Genomic DNA, 16,782 nt, shown 5'->3' on the forward strand with positions numbered 1-16,782 from the left:
CATCCACAGCTAAGGAGCTACACCATGTTGGAAAACAATATCACCACCGTCAATAACGATGTCAAAACCCTGGTCAAGGATGCGCAAGCCCTGTTCAGCGCCGCTGCCGCCCTGACCGGCGAAAAAGCCGATGAAGTGCGCGTCAAGGGCATGAAAACCCTGGATGCCGCCCTGGCCAAGGCGCACGAAGCGCAAGCATCGGCCATCGTTGCCACCAAGCAGCTCGCCTCCCAGGCGGACGGTTATGTCAAGGAAAACCCATGGCGCACGGTGGCCGTCGCCGCTGGCGTCGGCGTGCTGGTCGGCTTCATCCTGGGCCGCAAGTAATCCACTGTCAGGAGCGATATGGACAAGTCTGCTTCGTCTCACCAGGGGCCGGGATTGATCGGCTCGGTCGCCGGCCTGGCCAAGAACGCCGTCGGACTGATGTTGTCGCGGCTGGAACTGGCCACCATCGAACTGTCGGAAGTGCGCAATCACATGCTGCAGCTGGTGGTCATTTTCGCGCTGGCGACGGTGGCGGGCTTGTTTGCCATCGCTTACGGCAGCGTGCTGATCGTTTTCCTGGCCTGGGATAGCCTGGGTTGGAAGATCCTGGCGATCATGACGGTCGTGTTCGTACTGCTGGCGATCGCCCTGGTCATGTATGCGCGCGCCATGCTGCGTCAAGGAAAGTTGTCCATGCCCGCCACCATGGCGGAATTGAAAGCCGACCGTGACATGCTGATGTAAGAGCCTATTCCAGTAGTGAGCGTCATCTGCTGGTAGTTCATCAGGAGCGCGGACAAGGCGTGAGGAGGACGCGTGGCGAGCCACGCGACGACGAGCAACGCCGTCCCCGCTTCTGAGGGGCGCCAACAGGGGATGTATTCATCTACTGGGATAGGCTCTAAGCTGCCTTACTAGGAGAATTCATGTCGGAAAACGACAAACTGGCGGCGCAAGCCGCCCGCAAGCGCCTGCTGATCGCCCAGGGCGAAATGTATCGCGTCGGCATCGTGCATGCGCGCGCCAACGTGGGCTATGCATTGCGTCCCGAATCGCTGTTGCAGGGCGTGGTCGAGACGGCGGTCGGCTTTGCCGGCCACCGCGTCGAGTCCCTGCTGGCGCCGGGCGGCATGCGTTTGCAAGGCGCCATGCCCTACGTGCTGACGGCGCTATCGTTTATCGGACGCAAGAAGCTGGTCAAGCCGGCCCTGGTCCTCCTGGCCGTGGCCGCCGTTGCCGCCAGCTGGCCGCGCCGCAAGCGCTGAACGCCAGCCATGTTGCACAGGAACGCCGTCATTGACGGCGTTTTTTTTGCCTGCACCCAAGGTCCGACACGCACGGACGCAATCCCTTACAATGATTTACGCCGCATTCCGCGCGGTGGACAGAGGGGCCATCTTGATGACGAATTCAAAGACACCGATCAATCAGTTAAATCCCTCGCGCCTGCGCATCGTGCTGGTACTGCAGGGCGGCGGCGCACTGGGCGCCTACCAGGCCGGCGTCTACCACGCGCTGCATGAACATGGCCTGGCGCCCGACTGGGTGGTGGGCACCTCGATCGGCGCCATCAATGCCGCCATTTTGGCCGGCAACAAGCACGAGGACAGGCTGGTGCGCCTGAAACAGTTCTGGCAGCGCGTGGCGCACCGCGACAGCATCGACATGAACCTGGTATCGGACCAGCAGCGCCGCTCGAACATCTGGCTGGCCACGCTCGATACGGTGCTGCGCGGCGTGCCCGGCTTCTTCAAGCCGCGTGCCTTCAGCCTGTTCCCGGCAGGAATCGCCGTCAAGCCGGAAGAGGCCAGTTACTACGACACGAGCGAGCTGGCCAGCACCCTCGATGAACTGGTCGATTTCGATTACCTGAACCAGCCGGGTGGCATGCGCCTGACGGTCAACGCCCTGCGCGTCAAATGCGGCAGCCTCACCAGTTTCGACAGCCAGCAGCAACCCTTGACAGCGGACCATATCCGCGCCAGTGGCGCCTTGCCGCCCGGCTTTGCCGGTGTGCGCGTCGATGGCGACCTATACTGGGATGGCGGCCTGTACTCAAACACGCCGCTGGAAACCGTGCTCGACGACACGCCCCACGTCGACACGCTGGTCTTCATGGTGGATTTATGGAGTTCGGAAGGCCCGGAACCGACCACCCTGGATGAAGTGCAGACGCGGCAAAAGGATGTCACCTTCGCGTCGCGCTCGAAGCGGCATATCGCCGATTATGTCAATACGCATACCTTGCAGCGCAAACTGCGCGAACTCTACGCCGGCTTGCCCGACACAAAGCACAACCGCCAGCAGACGGAAGAGCTGGTAGCGCTGGGCTGCGACAGCACCATGCACATCGTGCGCCTGCCGTACGCGGGGCGCGACTGGCACATGGCGGCCAAGGACATTAATTTCTCCAGGGGCTCCATCGAGTGGCGCTGGGAGCAGGGCTATCAAGACGGCTTGCGCGCGATCAAGGCGGCCGGCTGGCTGGCTTTTGTCACGCAAGACACGCCGCTGGTGGTGCACGAACTGCCACCCTACGAGCGCGACGCGGCCTGATCAGGCCGCGTCGAAATCACATGCGCATCACTGCGGATGCGCCGCCTCGCGCAGTTTTTCCGCGTTCGCCATGTCTTGCCGGTACGTGTCTTGCGCATCCTTCAGGCAAGTGGCGCGCGTGGCGGAGGGTTCCGAACGGCAGGCTTTTTTGGCCTCGGCCAGAGCGGCGGCGATTTCCTTGCGCAGGGTGCGCAGCTGGGCTTGCGCCGTACTGTCTTCCTGGTACCAGCGTTGCGGGTCGCCCGGCTGCGGCGTGGCCGTCTGGGCCAGTGCCAGTGGCGCCAAGCTGCAGGCGAACAGGGTGGTCAAGAGTGTGTTGTGGATAGTCATGATATTTCCTCCTTGAATTAAAAAAGGCGCCGCGGCGCCTTTTTTTACAACCTGCCCGTCAGTAATAGCAGGATCAGTATCACCACGACCAGGCCGGCGATGCCGCTGGGGCCGTAACCCCAGTTGCGGCTATGCGGCCAGGTAGGCAGGACGCCGACCAGGGCGAGGATCAAGATGATCAGAATGATGGTGCCCATGGCAACTCCTTGTTATGGTACGACTTATGCGGGATGGCGGACGCTTGCTGGCAAGCTCCGCCGAAAATTAATAGCGGTAGACGCGGCCGTCAACGACGCGCACGCGGTTGCCCGGGCGCAAATCATTCGCGCTGTCCTGCACCACGGTGCGGTATTCGCCGTTATCGAGGCGCACGCTGATCTGGTAGGCCTGCGCTTGTTGCCTGCGGCCTTCCACCTGGTTGCCGACCACGCCGCCAGCGACGGCGCCCGCCACAGTGGCGGCCGTGCGTCCGCCGCCCGAGCCGATGGTATTGCCCAGCAGGGCGCCGGCGATGCCGCCGACCACGGCGCCGGCGCCGCTGGTTTGTCCGCCACCTTGCACGATCTGGATGGAGTCGACGGTGCCGTACATGGCGGATTCAGGCTGGTTGGCCGGGTAATATTGTTGTGACTGGGTAGGGCCGGTGGCGCAACCGCTGAGTACGGCGGTGGCGGCGAGCATCAGTGCAGCCAAAGTGGCGTTGGTTTTCATTTTATTCTCCTGACGAGGTGAGGGTGTAGTGCCATCTTAGTCACGCCCCTGTCCTTGGTCTGTACGCTGCCGCACGCACTTATTTGCTGTCGAATCTGGCATTGTGGGCTGGGGCGATCCAGCAAAACGTTGTTATTTCTCCCTGTCTGCCTCCTGCTTGCAAAATAAATTACTTGTGTACGGCAGCGTACAGAAGAGCGGCGGCGATCCACGTAAAACGGTAGTCATGCCAAGCAGACATGCTTGGTACCACCAGGGAGAAATACAATATGAACAAGAATAAGCTCTTCACCGCCATCGTCGTCAGTCTGGCGTGCGCCGCCTGGGGCGGCCAGGCAGTGGCCGCCACGCCGGAAGCGAAAGCAGCCTACAAGGCAGCCAATGAACAGGCTGGCCTGAATTACAAGCTGGCGCATGCGGAATGCGAAAAAATCACGGGCAACCCGAAGGATGTCTGCATCGCCGAAGCGAAGGCCGTGCGCACCTACGATGAAGCCGTTGCTCAGGCGCAATATACGAATACCCTGCGTGCCTACACCAAGGCGCGCATCAAGATTGCCGATGCCAACTACGACGTCGATCTGGCCCGCTGCAATGCGCTGACGGGCAACGACAAGGATGTCTGCGTCAAGCTGGCCAAGTCCACCAAGGTGGCGGCCCTGGCCGACGCCAAGGCAGACAAGAAAGTCATCGAAGCGCGCAGCGATGCGCGTGAAGCAAAGAGAAAAGCCGAGTACAAGGTCGCGACAGAAAAATGCGATGCATTGGCCGGCGCAGCCAAGGATGACTGTATCAAGGCTGCAAAAACCCAGTTTGGCTACTGAGCTCCCTCGGGCGCGCAGTTACCACACTGGTATAAGAAGCTCATTGTGAGCACATTGATTGACCACTCCTAAGGAAAAAACCATGAAATTCACTAAATCTATCGCTACTGGCCTGTTCATCGCTTCCCTGTTCGCCGTTGCAGGTTGCGCTTCGACCCCAACCAAAGAAGGCACGGGCGAGTACATCGACGACGCAGCCATCACCACCAAAGTGAAAGCCAGCATCTTCAATGAGCCTACCCTGAAATCGACGGAAATCAACGTTGAAACCTTCAAGGGCGTGGTTCAGCTGAGCGGCTTCGTTGCCCAGCCAGCCGATGCCGCCAAAGCGGGCGAAATTACCCGTGGCGTCAAGGGCGTGAAGTCGGTGAAAAACGACATCCGCGTCAAGTAATGGCCTGACCTGCCGCAGGCCCAGCCCCACGGCTGGCTCTGCGGCCCTCCACCGACCGTCGCGGGAATCGCATGCATATCCAGCCTACAGATACCCCGCCCGAGCCGGTGGCGGCTGCCTCCGCCGAGCCTGCCGGGCCACCTCCCGGCATGCCCGGGGAGCACCTGGACGCATCCTTGCGTCTGCCGCTGCATGTCAATGCGCGCGGCCTTGCCCTGGGCATTATCGCCACCGTCAGCTTCATCTATGCGTTGCAATGGGCGCAGAAATTCCTCATTCCCGTCATCTTCGGCATTTTCATTGCCTATACCCTCAATCCTGTCGTCGCCTGGCTGGAAAAGCTGCGCCTGCCGCGCGCCATCGGTACCACCATCGTCACGGCCCTGATACTGTTCGGTTCCGTCGTCGTGGTCGACCGCGTGCAGGGCGAATTCGAATCCATCGTGGAAGAGTTGCCGGCCGCCACACAGAAACTGTCGCGGCTGATCGCCGAGAACACGGGTGGCAAGAACAGCACCTTCCAGAAGATGCAGGCCGTGGCCAATGCAATCGAGCAAGTGGCCGCCGGCGCCGAAGCGCGCCGCAACAACCGCCGCGCCGCCGCCGAGGCGCCCAACTTCAAGATCATGGACTGGGTCTGGGCCGGTTCGCTGGGCCTGGTGGGCTTTCTCAGTCAGGCGACCATGGTCATCTTCCTCGTGTTTTTCCTGCTGCTGTCGGGCAATACCTTCAAGCGCAAGCTTGTCAAGCTGACGGGACCGTCGCTGAGCCGCAAGAAGGTCACCGTGCACATCCTGGAAGACATCAATACCTCGATCCAGAACTATATGTTCATGCTGCTCGTCACGAATGGCTTGCTGGCCGTTCTGATGTGGATCGCTCTGCGCGTGATCGGCCTGGAAAACGCGGGCGCCTGGGCCATCGTGGCCGGCTTGCTGCACATCATGCCGTATTTTGGCCCGCTGCTCATCACCATCGCCACAGGCTTGGTCGCCTTTTTACAGTTCGAATCGCTGCAAATGGTCTTGCTGGTGACGGGCACGTCGATGGCCATCGCCACCCTGGTGGGCACCTTTGTCACCACCTGGATGACGGGACGCATCGCCCGCATGAATCCCACGGCCGTCTTCATCAGCCTGCTGTTCTGGGGCTGGCTGTGGGGCGTCTGGGGCTTGTTGCTGGGCGTGCCCATCATCGTCATGGTGAAGGTGGTGGCCGAGCGCGTGCAGGGCATGGAAGTGGTGGCCGAGCTGTTGGGCGAGTAGTTGTCTAAAATGCAAACGGCGCCCGCAGGCGCCGTTTTGACATGCGTCAGCCTGCTCAGGACTGGTGGCGTTTCAATATCTTGACTTGCACATCGCCGTCTTCCGTCTTCGGCATATCCTTCATGCTGCCCAGCTGCAGGGCGAACTGGCGCGTGAATTCGGCGCCCAGGAAGAAGATTTGCGCCGAGTAATACACCCACAGCAGCAGGGCCACCAGCGAACCGGCCGCGCCATAACTGCTGGCCACGCCGCTATTGCCGATATACACGCCAATCGCATACTTCCCCAGTGAGAACATGAAAGCCGTGCCCACGGCGCCGATCAGCACGTCGCGCCAGGACAGGCGCACGCGCGGCAGCATTTTATAGATGACGGCAAACAGGCTGGCGATGACGGCAAAGCCGATCAGGTTCGACAAAATGGTAAACAGCACGGCCGTGTCTTTCCACACGCCTTCCCAGAAGTTGGCCAGAATGGCCATGGCGGCGTTCACCACCAGCGAGACCATCAGCAGGAAGGCCAGTACCAGCACCAGGCCGAAGGACAGCAAACGCGTGCGCAGCATGTCCCAGGCACCCGCTTCCTTCAGCGGTGGTACTTGCCAGATTTCATCGAGGCTCGCCTTCAGTTCGGCAAACACGCTGGTGGCGCCAAACAGCAGCAGGGCGCTGGCGATGAGGGTGGCGATGCGCCCTTGCTCATGGTTCTTCGCGCCGGCCAGCACCAGCTGGATGGCTTCGGCGCCTTGCGTGCCCAGCAAGCCTTGCAATTGCCCCATCAGCTCGCCGCGCGCGGCGGCCGGACCATAGAAAAAGCCGGCGATGGCAATCACCAGCACGAGGATGGGGGCGATGGAAAACAGGGTGTAATAGGCGAGGGCGGCGCCCTTGCTCGAGGCGCGGTGTTCCAGCCATTCGGTGACGGAACAGACGATGACACTGCGCATTTGCTTGCTGAACGGCACCAGGCCGGCCAGTCTGGGATAACGGGTAGAAAAATTCATGCTGGCTTTCAATGCAAAAAAGGGGCGCGAGCCCCTTTTTTTATTCACAAGTGGCGTACCACTGTTGAGTTTACTGCACGCGGCGTTCGATGGTGATTTGTTCCACTTCAACGCGGCGGTTTGGTTCCAGGCACTTGATCAGGTCGGCACGCTTCTTGTTATCGCAGGTGACGACAGGATTGGTGGAGCCCTTGCCTTCGGCTGTCAGGCGGTTGGCGGCGACACCGTGGGCGACCAGGTATTCCTTGACTGCATCAGCGCGCTGCTGTGACAGTTTCAGGTTGTACTTGGGCGAACCGATGCGGTCGGCATAACCACTGATGACGACGTTGTTGACGTCCGGCGCTGCGTTCAGCACGCGGGCGATCTCGTCGAGCTTGGTCTGTGTCGGACCCAGCTTGGCGCTGTCGAACGCGAACAGTTCCGTTGCCGCCATCGTCACTTTTTCAAAGCGTGGCGGTGGTGGCGGTGGTGGCGGCGGCACGACCACGACGACTTCTTCGCGCACTGGCGGCGGCGGCGGTGGCGGCGGCGGTGCAGGCGGTTTGTCGAACGCGAAGTTCAGGCCCACGGTGACGTAGTAGTTGTTGGCCTTGCTGCTTGGGTCGAAGGTATTGCCGCGCAGGAAGCCGTGCACATTGCGTACGTCAGCCTGGAACGACAATTGATCGTTGATGGTGGACTGGAAACCCAGACCTACGCTGGCGTATGGCGAACTCTTCGAGCGTTCACCGAAGGCGAAGCTGGTGTCCTTGTCGCGCTGCATGCCGGCACCCACCAGCAGGAAGGGGCGGAAGGCTTTGCGCGAGAACATGTACAGACCGTCTACGCCCAGCGTATTTTGCTGATAGCGCTGTTGGCCATCCTTGGAGCGGGCATACGTGGTGCCCAGCTGGATATCCCAGTCCTGGGAAACAGGTTTACCGAAACGCAAGCCTGCGCCATAGCCGGTTTTATCCGTGGCAAAGTCGGAATCTGGCTTGAGTGCGTTGAGGCTGGGTTGAATGTACCAGGAGGGATTGATTTCCTGGGCCTGTGCGCCGAGGGCGGAGCACAGTACTGCGGCGGCAACGGCGATTTTTTTTAGATTATTCACAAGTAACTCCCAACGTTGATAAGAGATTTTCTCTGCTGCATCAATTCGACAACTGCCAGACATGCTATTGCTAGAGATAGACAACAATTCCAGGTGCGCTTTCTTGCGATAAATGCACTGCTGTTGGACTAGAGAATACGGTTGCAGGTTCAAGCGGTCGGTGCGTTGGCGCACAAAGCATTGTGGTATATCAATGATGTTGTAAATTCACGACAAAGACTTTTGTGTTGAAAAAAACTAATTTGCATCTGCAAAGTTTTGCAATCACGGCCATTTCCTGGCGCCGCGACGCGAGGCAATCGTACGACTTCTTACCCGCATGCCACTGTATATTAGCAACAATGATGAGCTTGATAACTACTATTACATTGATGTTGTATTCCTGCCGCATTCGCTTGCCTTGTCTGGCTTCCTCCAGGCAACTTTTGCGCGCCGCAGCCAGCTCCGCCACTTTTCATCAAGGAGTCACCCGTGCCTGACCTGTCCCGTGTTGTTTCTTCCCCGCTGTCTGGCAAGCTGGGCCGGCTATATTTGCTGCTGTCGCTGGGCCTGGCTATGCCGGCCTGGGCCGATAGTGGCGTGGCCCTGTTTTCACCCAGCGGCACGGTCAAGGCCGTGCGCCAGGTGCGGGCCCAGTTCGCCACGCCGATGGTGCCGTTCGGCGACATGGGCTTGCCCGCGCCGTTCGCCATCGATTGCGGCAAGGCCGAGCCTGGCGTCGTGGCGGGTGCGGGGCGCTGGGCCGACGAGCGCAACTGGAATTATGATTTCGAGCGCGACTTGCCGGCCGGCGTGGCTTGCAGTTTTAGCTTGAAAGCGGGGTTGAAGGACCTGGCCGGCAAGCCTTTGCAGGGGACGGCGTCGTACCGCTTTTCCACGGGGGGCCGGCCATCGTCGAGGCCGTGCCGTATGACGGCCAGCCGTACATCGATGAAAACCAGATCTTCGTGCTGGGCCTGGACGCTGCGCCGAACGAGGCCAGCGTGGCCGCGAACGCGTATTGCCGCGCCGATGGCATCAATGAAAAGATTCCCGTACGCCTGTTCAAAGGCAAGGAACTGGAGCAGGTATTGACCCTGCGCAAGAGCTTCCTCGAGCGCTACCTGACTGTCTACTTCAAGAAGCGGGGCACGCTCTGGAAAGTGGGCATGCCCGTCGCCAGCAAGGGCGCGCCGCCGCTGCCCGTCACCGTGTTGCAATGCAAACGCAGCTTCCCCGCCAACGCCAAGGTCTCGCTGGTGTGGGGCGAGGGTATCGCCAGCGCCAGCGGCATCGCCACGGAGAAGGCGCAAACTCTGCAGTTCAAGACGCGGCCCGATTTCACGGCCAAATTCAGCTGCGAACGCAGCAATCCCAAGGAACAGTGCATCCCCTTCCTGCCCATGCGCGTGCAATTTTCCGCGCCCGTGAGCGCGGCGCAGGTGCGCGCCATGACCCTGAAGGGCGGCGGCAAGACGTATGCGCCGACGATTGCAAAAGACGAAGAAAAGGCGGAATTCCTGTATGGCGCCACCTTCAACGGCCCCTTCCCCGTGCAAGCCAGTTTTGTGCTGAACCTGCCGCCGAAGCTGACGGATGACGCGGGCCGCGCCTTGCTCAATCGCGCGCGCTTTCCCATGACGGTGCGCACGGGTGAACAGCCGCCGCTGCTGAAATTCCCGGCCCCGTTCGGCATCATCGAAGCGAAGGGCGACGGCTTGCTGCCCGTGACCGTGCGCAATATCGAGCCTGTGCTGTCGGGCAAGGAAGTCGCTCAGCCATCGGCTGCTGCCACGGGTGCCACCTTGCGCGTGCCCGACAATGATGACAAGTTCATCATCGAGTGGATGCAGCGCCTGGCCGGCAATGGTGACGGGGGCGAGTACTGGCAACCGTACGCCCAGTATGCGGGCAACATGAGCAAATCCGTGCTGGCCGGCGCCGCCGGTACGCGCCCCATCAGCCTGCCCCGTCCCGATGGCAAGAAAACCTTTGAAGTGATCGGCATTCCTTTGCTGAAACCGGGCTTCTACGTAGTCGAGCTGGCCAGCCCCATCCTCGGCAAAGTGCTGCTGGGCAAGCCGACCACCGCCTACATCCGCACGGCCGCGCTGGTGACGAATCTGGCGGCCCACTTCAAGCATGGCGCGCAATCGTCGCTCGTGTGGGTGACGTCGCTGGACAAGGGCGCGCCTGTCGCGAAAGCGCAAGTGGCCGTGCGCGACTGCGCCGGCAAGCTGCTGTGGCAGGGCGCCACGGGCGCGGACGGCGTGGCGCACATTCCCGGCGAGCTGGCTGCATCCAGCTGCAAGAACAATGGCGGCTACTTTATCAGTGCGCGCAGCGGTGGCGACATGACGTTCACCCTGTCGGACTGGGTGGGTGGCATCGAAGCCTGGCGTTTTAATTTACCCACGGACGACACGCGCGCCGACAACACTTTGCTGGCCACGGTATTCGACCGCACACTGCTGCGCGCGGGCGAAACCGTGCACATGAAGCATTTCATCCGCAAGCACACGGCCGAGGGCATGAGCCTGGTCGACAAAAATAACGGCCCCGGCAGCGCCACCTCCGTCGTCATCACGCACCAGGGCAGCGACCAGAACTATCAATTGCCCCTGCGCTGGACGGCCGGCGGCACGGCGGAAAACGACTGGGTCATTCCCGCCGACGCCAAGCAGGGCGAATACAGCGTGACCATGGCGGGCCGCCCGTCCGGCAGTTTCCGCGTGGAAGCGTTCCGCGTGCCGACCATGAAAGCCATGCTGCAGGGGCCGAAAGCGCCCGCCGTGCAGGTGAAGCAGCTGGCCCTCGATGCGCAAATTACGTATCTGGCCGGCGGCGCGGCCACCAACGCGCCCGTCAAGCTGCGCACGGTGCTGCAAGACAAGAGCGTGACGTTTGCCGATTATCCCGATTTCAGCTTCAGCAATGGCGACGTGAAGGAAGGCCTGGTGAAGCAGGGCACGGGCTACGACGACGATGAGGGCGAGTGGCAGGACGAAGGCCGTGGCGGCGCCTCTGGCGCCGGAGCGGCTGCCGCGCGCACGCAAAGCTTGACCCTGGACAAGGCCGGTGGCGCGCGCATCGTCGTCGACCAGCTGCCGCAGCTGTCCGTGCCGCGCGACCTGGTGGCGGAAATGGCTTTCCAGGATGCAAATGGCGAGACGGCCTCGGTTGCCACGCGCGTGCCGCTGTGGCCATCGAATGTTGTGATCGGCATCAAGCCCGACGCCTGGGCCTTGAGCAAGGATGCCTTCAAGTTCACGGTCGCCGTGCTGGGCACGAATGGCAAGCCCGTGGCGGATGCCCCGGTTGCCGTCGATTTCTTCCAGCGCAACAGTTACTCGCACCGCCGCCGGCTGATCGGCGGCTTCTATGCGTATGAAAACAGCAGCGAAGTGGTCAAGCTCGGTCCTGCCTGCAATGGCAAGACGGACAACAAGGGCCTGTTGATTTGCGACGTGAAGGCACCCGCCAGCGGCAATCTGGTGTTGCGCGCCCGCACGCAGGATGCGTCCGGCAACGCGGCCGTCGCCAACCGCGAAACGTGGGTGGCCGGCAGTGGCGACTGGTGGTTCAACGCCAGCGACAACGACCGCATCGACGTGCTGCCGGAAAAGAAACGCTATGAACCGGGCCAGGAAGCGAGCTTGCAGGTGCGCATGCCGTTCCGTGCGGGCACGGCCCTGATCACGGTCGAGCGCGAAGGCATCCTCGACACCTATGTGCGCCAGCTCAATGGCCGGGAACCTGTGGTGAATATCCCGGTCAAAGCGAATTACGCGCCGAATGTGTATGTCTCCGTGTTTGTCGTGCGGGGGCGTGTCGATGGCGTGCAGCCGACGGCCCTGGTTGACCTGGGCAAGCCGGCCTACAAGATGGGCATCGCACCGCTGAACGTGGGGTGGCAGGCGCATGAGCTGAACGTGATGGTGGTGTCCGACAAGGAAGTGTATAAAACGCGCGACAAGGCGGAGGTGTCCGTGCGCGTGCGCCGCGCCGACGGCAAAGCCTTGCCGGCGGGCGCCGAAGTGGCGCTGGCGGCCGTCGATACGGGGCTATTGGAACTCATGCCCAACGATAGCTGGAAATTGCTCGACGCCATGATGGCGCAGCGCAGCCTGCAGGTGGAAACGGCGACGGCGCAGATGCAAGTGATCGGCAAGCGCCACTTCGGCCGCAAGGCCTTCCCGGCCGGCGGTGGCGGCGGCAAGGGTGCCAGCCGCGAACTGTTCGACACCTTGCTGTTCTGGAAGGGCACCGTCAAGCTCGACGCCAAGGGCGAAGCCACGGTGCAAGTGCCGCTCAACGATTCCTTGACGGCGTTCCGCATCGTTGCCATTGCCAGTGCCGGCAAGGAATTGTTTGGCACGGGCAGCACGGACATCCGCAGCTCGCAAGACTTGATTTTGATGTCGGGCTTGCCGACCCTCGTGCGCGAAGGCGACCAGTTGCGCGCGGGCTTTACGGTGCGCAACACCTCGGCCACCTCCTTGAGCGTGGAACTGAACGCCACGGCGGCAGGCAAGGCGCTGCCGCGCCAGAGCTTGACATTGGCGGCGGGCGAAGCGCGCGAAGTGGGCTGGGATTACCAGGTGCCGCTCGGCGCGCAAACGGTCGTGTGGGACATTAGCGCCAAGGCGGGTAGCCACACCGATAAACTCAAAATCACGCAAAAAGTGGGCCAGGCCACGCCCGTGCGCACGTACCAGGCTACCTTGCTGCAGATCGACAAGCCCATCAATATGTCCGTGCAAATGCCGGCCGGCGCCTTGCCGGGCCGGGGCGGCATCCAGACCAGCTTTGTCGCCAAACTGGGCGGCGAGCTGCCCGGCGTGCGCGAGTACATGGCTGCGTATCCGTACACCTGTTTCGAGCAGAACACGTCGAAGGCCATCGCCCTGCAAGACCAGGAGGCGTGGAACAAGCTGGCCGCCAGCTTGCCCGCCTATCTGGACAGCGACGGCCTGCTGAAATACTTCCCCATCATGGAGCAGGGCAGCGACAGCCTGACGGCCTACGTGCTGTCGGCAACGAAAGAAGCGGGCTATGCGATTCCCGAACAGACGAAGAACCGCATGGAAGCAGCCTTGACGGCCTTCGTACAGGGCCGCATCGTGCGCCGTTCCGCGCTGGCCACGACCGACCTGGCCGTGCGTAAACTTGCTGCGCTGGAAGCGCTGTCACGCTCCAATAAAGTGCCGCCCGATGCGCTGGAAAGCATCAGCATCAGCCCGAACCTGTGGCCCACGTCCGCCGTTATCGACTGGAGCTTGTTGCTGCAACGTACGCCCAGCCTGGCGCACCGCGATGCGCTGCTGGCCGAGGCACAGCAGATTCTGCGCAGCCGTTTGAACTTCCAGGGCACGACCATGGGCTTTTCCACCGAGCGCAAGGATAACTGGTGGTGGCTGATGGTGTCCGGCGACGTCAACGCCAACCGCTTGTTGCTGGCCGTGATGGATGACCCGGCGTGGAAAGATGACATCGGCCGCCTGGTGCGCGGCAGCATGGGACGCCAGAAGAAGGGCCGCTGGGATACCACGGTAGCCAACGCCTGGGGCACCCTGGCCATCAGTAAATTCTCGGCCAAGTTCGAATCCACGCCAGTGACGGGCGCCAGCGCCGTCAAGCTGGGCGGCGATACGCAAGCGCTCGTGTGGAATGGCGCGGCGAAAGTGGGACCCGTGCTGCAGGCGTGGCCGAAGGGCACGGACAGCCTGGGCCTGGCGCACAGCGGCACCGGTAAACCGTGGGCCACCGTGCAAAGCCTGGCGGCCATTCCGCTCAAGGCGCCCGTCTCCAGCGGTTACACGATCAAGAAAACCATTACGCCCGTGGAACAGAAAACCACAGGCCACTGGTCGCGCGGCGATGTCTACCGCGTGCGCCTGGATCTGTCGGCGCAGGCGGACATGAGCTGGGTGGTGGTCGATGATCCGATTCCCGCCAGCGCTACGGTGCTGGGCAATGGCCTGGGCCGCGATTCTCAGCTGCTGACGGCCGGTGAAAAATCCACGGGCTGGGTCTGGCCCACGTTCGAAGAACGGGCGTTTGATGCTTTCCGCGCGTATTACGCGTTTGTGCCAAAAGGTACGTGGAGCGTGGAATATACGGTGCGCCTGAACAATGCCGGTGACTTCAGCCTGCCGGCCACGCGCATCGAAGCCATGTATTCGCCCGAGATGTTTGGCGAGTCGCCGAACGCGAATATGAAGGTGGCGCAGTGAAGGGGTTTGCTTTACTGATGGGCTGCCTGCTGGCCGGCCCGGTCTTCGCTGAAGCGATATTGACGCCGGCCCAGGTGCAAGCCGCCTACCGCAGTTCGGAAGCGCAGTTGCTGGACCGCAGCGGCGCGCCCCTGCAATCGTTACGCGTGGACATGAAGGTGCGCCGCTTGGCGTGGGTGCCGCTGGCCGACATCTCTCCCGCCGTGCAGCAAGCCGTGCTGCTGGCAGAAGACCAGCGCTTCATGCGCCATGGCGGCGTGGATGTGTCCGCGCTGGCCACGGCCGCCTGGGACAATCTGTTTTCGAAAAAGCCCCGGGGCGCCTCGACCATCACCATGCAGCTGGCGGGCCAGCTGGACGCCGACTTGCAGGCGCAAGCGGGCGGGCGCAGCCTGCGCCAGAAATGGGACCAGATGCGCGCGGCGCAAGCCATCGAGGATAGCTGGAGCAAGGCGCAGATTTTTGAAGCGTATCTGAACCTGGTGTCGTTTCGCGGCGAGCTGCAAGGCATCGCCTCCGCCTCGTACAGCCTGTTCGGCAAGGCGCCGTCCGGCCTGAACCAGACCGATGGCATCATTTTGGCCAGCCTGGTGCGCGCGCCAAATGCGCCGCCCGCTACCGTCACGCGCCGTGCCTGCGCGCTGGCGAAGGAGTGGCGCATGGACAGCAGTTGCCAGCTGATCGGCCAGCGCGTGCAGACGGCCTTGCAGCGCACGGCCCTGTATGCCGACCTCGCGCCGGCGCCGCAAGTGGCGCAGCAGCTGCTCAAGCAATCGGGCGCCTCCGTGCGTAGCACCCTCGACGGTCCCCTGCAGCGTTTCGCGCAGAAAAATCTGCGCCAGCAACTGGCGTCCTTGCGCGAGCGCAATGTCAACGATGGCGCCATCATCGTGCTCGACAACCGCAGCGGAGAAGTTCTTGCCTATGTCGGCAATGCGGGCGGCAGCCATGTCGATGGCGTGGCGGCCTTGCGCCAGGCCGGTTCCACCCTGAAACCGTTTTTATATGAACTGGCCATCGAACGCCGGCTGATGACGGCCGCCTCCGTCATGGACGACTCACCGCTTGACGTCGCCACGGCGTCCGGCATGTATGCGCCGCAAAACTACGACCGCAATTTCAAGGGCTATGTCAGCGCCCGCACCAGCCTGGCCAGTTCCCTCAATATTCCCGCCGTGCGCACGGTGCTGCTCACGGGACAGGACGGTTTTTATAACCGCCTGAAGGACGTGGGCCTGTCCAGCCTGACGGAAGCGGCCGAATACTACGGCCCCTCGCTGGCGCTGGGCTCATCGGAAGTGACCCTGCTGGAACTGGCCAACGCCTACCGCGCGCTGGCGAATGGCGGGCTGTACAGCACGGCCAGCCTGCAGCCGGGGCAGGCGGGCAAGGATCGGCGCCGCGTGATGGAGCCGGGCGCCGCCTTCATCGTCGGTGATATCCTGGCTGACCGCGCCGCGCGCAGCATGACCTTTGGTTTACGCAACGAGCTGGGGACGAATTTCTGGAGCGCCGTCAAGACGGGCACCAGCAAGGACATGCGCGACAACTGGTGCATGGGCTACTCGGCGCGCTACACGGTAGGCGTGTGGGTGGGCAACTTCGACGGCAAGCCCATGTGGGACGTGTCGGGCGTGACGGGCGCCGCGCCCGTGTGGCGCGACGTGATGGACTACCTGCACAAGAACGTTCCCAGCCATGCCCCGAAAGCGCCACCCGGCGTGTTGCAGCAAATGGTCGCGTACCAGCCCGCGCTGGAAGCGCCGCGCCGCGAATGGTTTATCTTTGGTACGGAAAGTCCCATCATCGCCGTGCTGGGCGACACCGTGAAGCCGCCCGCCATCGTATATCCGGCCGAGGACAGCATCCTCGCCATCGACCCCGACATTCCGCCCGCCCTGCAGCGCGTGTTTTTCCAGGCCCAGGGCAGCCGCGACTTGCGCTGGGTGCTCGACGGCAAGGATATGGGCGCGGCTATTGACAGCATCAGCTGGCGCCCCGTGCCGGGCAAGCACGCGCTGGCTCTCGTCGATGATGCCGGCAAGACGGTGGCGCGGGTGGCGTTCCAGGTGCGGGGCAATGCGCTGGCGTCGCTGAACTAGGCGGGGCGATCCGTGCCCTCGGTCAGCTTGCTGTCCGCCAGCCCCGGCGCGCCCCACAACAAGCCCATCCAGATGCAGAACGACAGGCCGCGGTGCAGCGACGTGAAGCACAGGCCGAAAATCAGGCCGCGCGCGAACGGATTCGTGTTTGGCACGTTGGCACTGTCGAGCAGGAACAGGGTAGCGACGGCGGCGACCGTCATGACGGGCAGCATGAACCACCATTTGCGTTCGATCGGCGACATGATTTCCTGATAAGAAGAGTATGTGCCGATTCTAGCGCAGTACTGTCAAAAAG

16 protein-coding genes are annotated in these 16,782 nt (G+C 62.3%); 10 read left to right on the forward strand and 6 right to left on the reverse strand.

What is annotated here, in order from left to right:
* Positions 1–24 precede the first annotated feature (24 nt).
* The 4 genes from CNX70_RS10050 (at position 25) to CNX70_RS10065 (ending at position 2,544) form a co-directional block, all read left to right on the forward strand.
* Positions 25–327, forward strand: coding sequence for an ElaB/YgaM/YqjD family protein (locus CNX70_RS10050; protein WP_034786336.1), 303 nt, complete (start codon positions 25–27; stop codon positions 325–327).
* Positions 328–345: 18 nt separating this feature from the next.
* Positions 346–732 (forward strand): phage holin family protein, encoded by a 387-nt coding sequence (locus CNX70_RS10055; RefSeq protein ID WP_070224915.1) that lies wholly within the window; start codon positions 346–348, stop codon positions 730–732.
* A 182-nt stretch (positions 733–914) separates the two neighbouring features.
* Positions 915–1,253, forward strand: a complete 339-nt coding sequence (locus CNX70_RS10060; protein ID WP_096234575.1) for a hypothetical protein — start codon at positions 915–917, stop codon at positions 1,251–1,253.
* Positions 1,254–1,389: 136 nt separating this feature from the next.
* Positions 1,390–2,544 (forward strand): patatin-like phospholipase family protein, encoded by a 1,155-nt coding sequence (locus CNX70_RS10065; protein ID WP_096234576.1) that lies wholly within the window; start codon positions 1,390–1,392, stop codon positions 2,542–2,544.
* Positions 2,545–2,571: 27 nt separating this feature from the next.
* On the opposite strand, the gene CNX70_RS10070 is transcribed toward CNX70_RS10065, so the two are convergent.
* From CNX70_RS10070 to CNX70_RS10080, 3 genes are all read right to left on the reverse strand, one after another.
* On the reverse strand, positions 2,572–2,874 hold the full coding sequence (locus CNX70_RS10070; protein WP_096234577.1) for a hypothetical protein: 303 nt from the start codon (positions 2,872–2,874) through the stop codon (positions 2,572–2,574).
* Positions 2,875–2,918: 44 nt separating this feature from the next.
* Positions 2,919–3,071 (reverse strand): DUF3309 family protein, encoded by a 153-nt coding sequence (locus CNX70_RS10075; protein ID WP_010396415.1) that lies wholly within the window; start codon positions 3,069–3,071, stop codon positions 2,919–2,921.
* 67 nt (positions 3,072–3,138) lie between these two features.
* Positions 3,139–3,585 carry an outer membrane lipoprotein gene (locus CNX70_RS10080; protein WP_096234578.1) on the reverse strand — a complete coding sequence of 149 codons (447 nt, stop codon included), beginning with the start codon at positions 3,583–3,585 and terminating at the stop codon, positions 3,139–3,141.
* Positions 3,586–3,854: 269 nt separating this feature from the next.
* Here CNX70_RS10080 and CNX70_RS10085 point away from each other — a divergent pair, with 269 nt between their 5' ends.
* From CNX70_RS10085 to CNX70_RS10095, 3 genes are all read left to right on the forward strand, one after another.
* Complete coding sequence (locus tag CNX70_RS10085; protein WP_046682431.1) at positions 3,855–4,409, forward strand: hypothetical protein; 555 nt, start codon at positions 3,855–3,857, stop codon at positions 4,407–4,409.
* A gap of 82 nt (positions 4,410–4,491) precedes the next feature.
* Positions 4,492–4,803 carry a BON domain-containing protein gene (locus CNX70_RS10090; protein WP_096234579.1) on the forward strand — a complete coding sequence of 104 codons (312 nt, stop codon included), beginning with the start codon at positions 4,492–4,494 and terminating at the stop codon, positions 4,801–4,803.
* Positions 4,804–4,874: 71 nt separating this feature from the next.
* Positions 4,875–6,068, forward strand: coding sequence for an AI-2E family transporter (locus CNX70_RS10095; protein WP_425269232.1), 1,194 nt, complete (start codon positions 4,875–4,877; stop codon positions 6,066–6,068).
* A gap of 55 nt (positions 6,069–6,123) precedes the next feature.
* Here the strand turns inward: CNX70_RS10095 and CNX70_RS10100 are convergent, their stop codons facing one another.
* Both CNX70_RS10100 and CNX70_RS10105 read right to left on the reverse strand, forming a co-directional pair.
* Entirely contained in the window at positions 6,124–7,071 is a 948-nt protein-coding gene (locus CNX70_RS10100) for a YihY/virulence factor BrkB family protein (protein WP_096234581.1), read from the reverse strand.
* Positions 7,072–7,141: 70 nt separating this feature from the next.
* On the reverse strand, positions 7,142–8,167 hold the full coding sequence (locus CNX70_RS10105; protein ID WP_071078638.1) for an OmpA family protein: 1,026 nt from the start codon (positions 8,165–8,167) through the stop codon (positions 7,142–7,144).
* A 471-nt stretch (positions 8,168–8,638) separates the two neighbouring features.
* Between CNX70_RS10105 and CNX70_RS28840 the strand changes: the two genes are divergently transcribed.
* The 3 genes from CNX70_RS28840 (at position 8,639) to pbpC (ending at position 16,484) form a co-directional block, all read left to right on the forward strand.
* On the forward strand, positions 8,639–9,241 hold the full coding sequence (locus tag CNX70_RS28840; protein WP_244199101.1) for an Ig-like domain-containing domain: 603 nt from the start codon (positions 8,639–8,641) through the stop codon (positions 9,239–9,241).
* An 821-nt stretch (positions 9,242–10,062) separates the two neighbouring features.
* Complete coding sequence (locus CNX70_RS10115) at positions 10,063–14,382, forward strand: alpha-2-macroglobulin family protein (RefSeq protein WP_244199171.1); 4,320 nt, start codon at positions 10,063–10,065, stop codon at positions 14,380–14,382.
* 17 nt (positions 14,383–14,399) lie between these two features.
* Positions 14,400–16,484 carry a penicillin-binding protein 1C gene (pbpC, locus tag CNX70_RS10120; protein WP_096234583.1) on the forward strand — a complete coding sequence of 695 codons (2,085 nt, stop codon included), beginning with the start codon at positions 14,400–14,402 and terminating at the stop codon, positions 16,482–16,484.
* Here the strand turns inward: pbpC and CNX70_RS10125 are convergent.
* Positions 16,481–16,729 carry a hypothetical protein gene (locus CNX70_RS10125; protein ID WP_096234584.1) on the reverse strand — a complete coding sequence of 83 codons (249 nt, stop codon included), beginning with the start codon at positions 16,727–16,729 and terminating at the stop codon, positions 16,481–16,483. The two genes, pbpC and CNX70_RS10125, sit on opposite strands and share 4 nt — an antisense overlap.
* Between the last annotated feature and the right edge of the window lie 53 nt (positions 16,730–16,782).

This window comes from Janthinobacterium svalbardense (assembly GCF_002327145.1).
In the GTDB taxonomy this organism is placed as follows: domain Bacteria; phylum Pseudomonadota; class Gammaproteobacteria; order Burkholderiales; family Burkholderiaceae_D; genus Janthinobacterium; species Janthinobacterium tructae.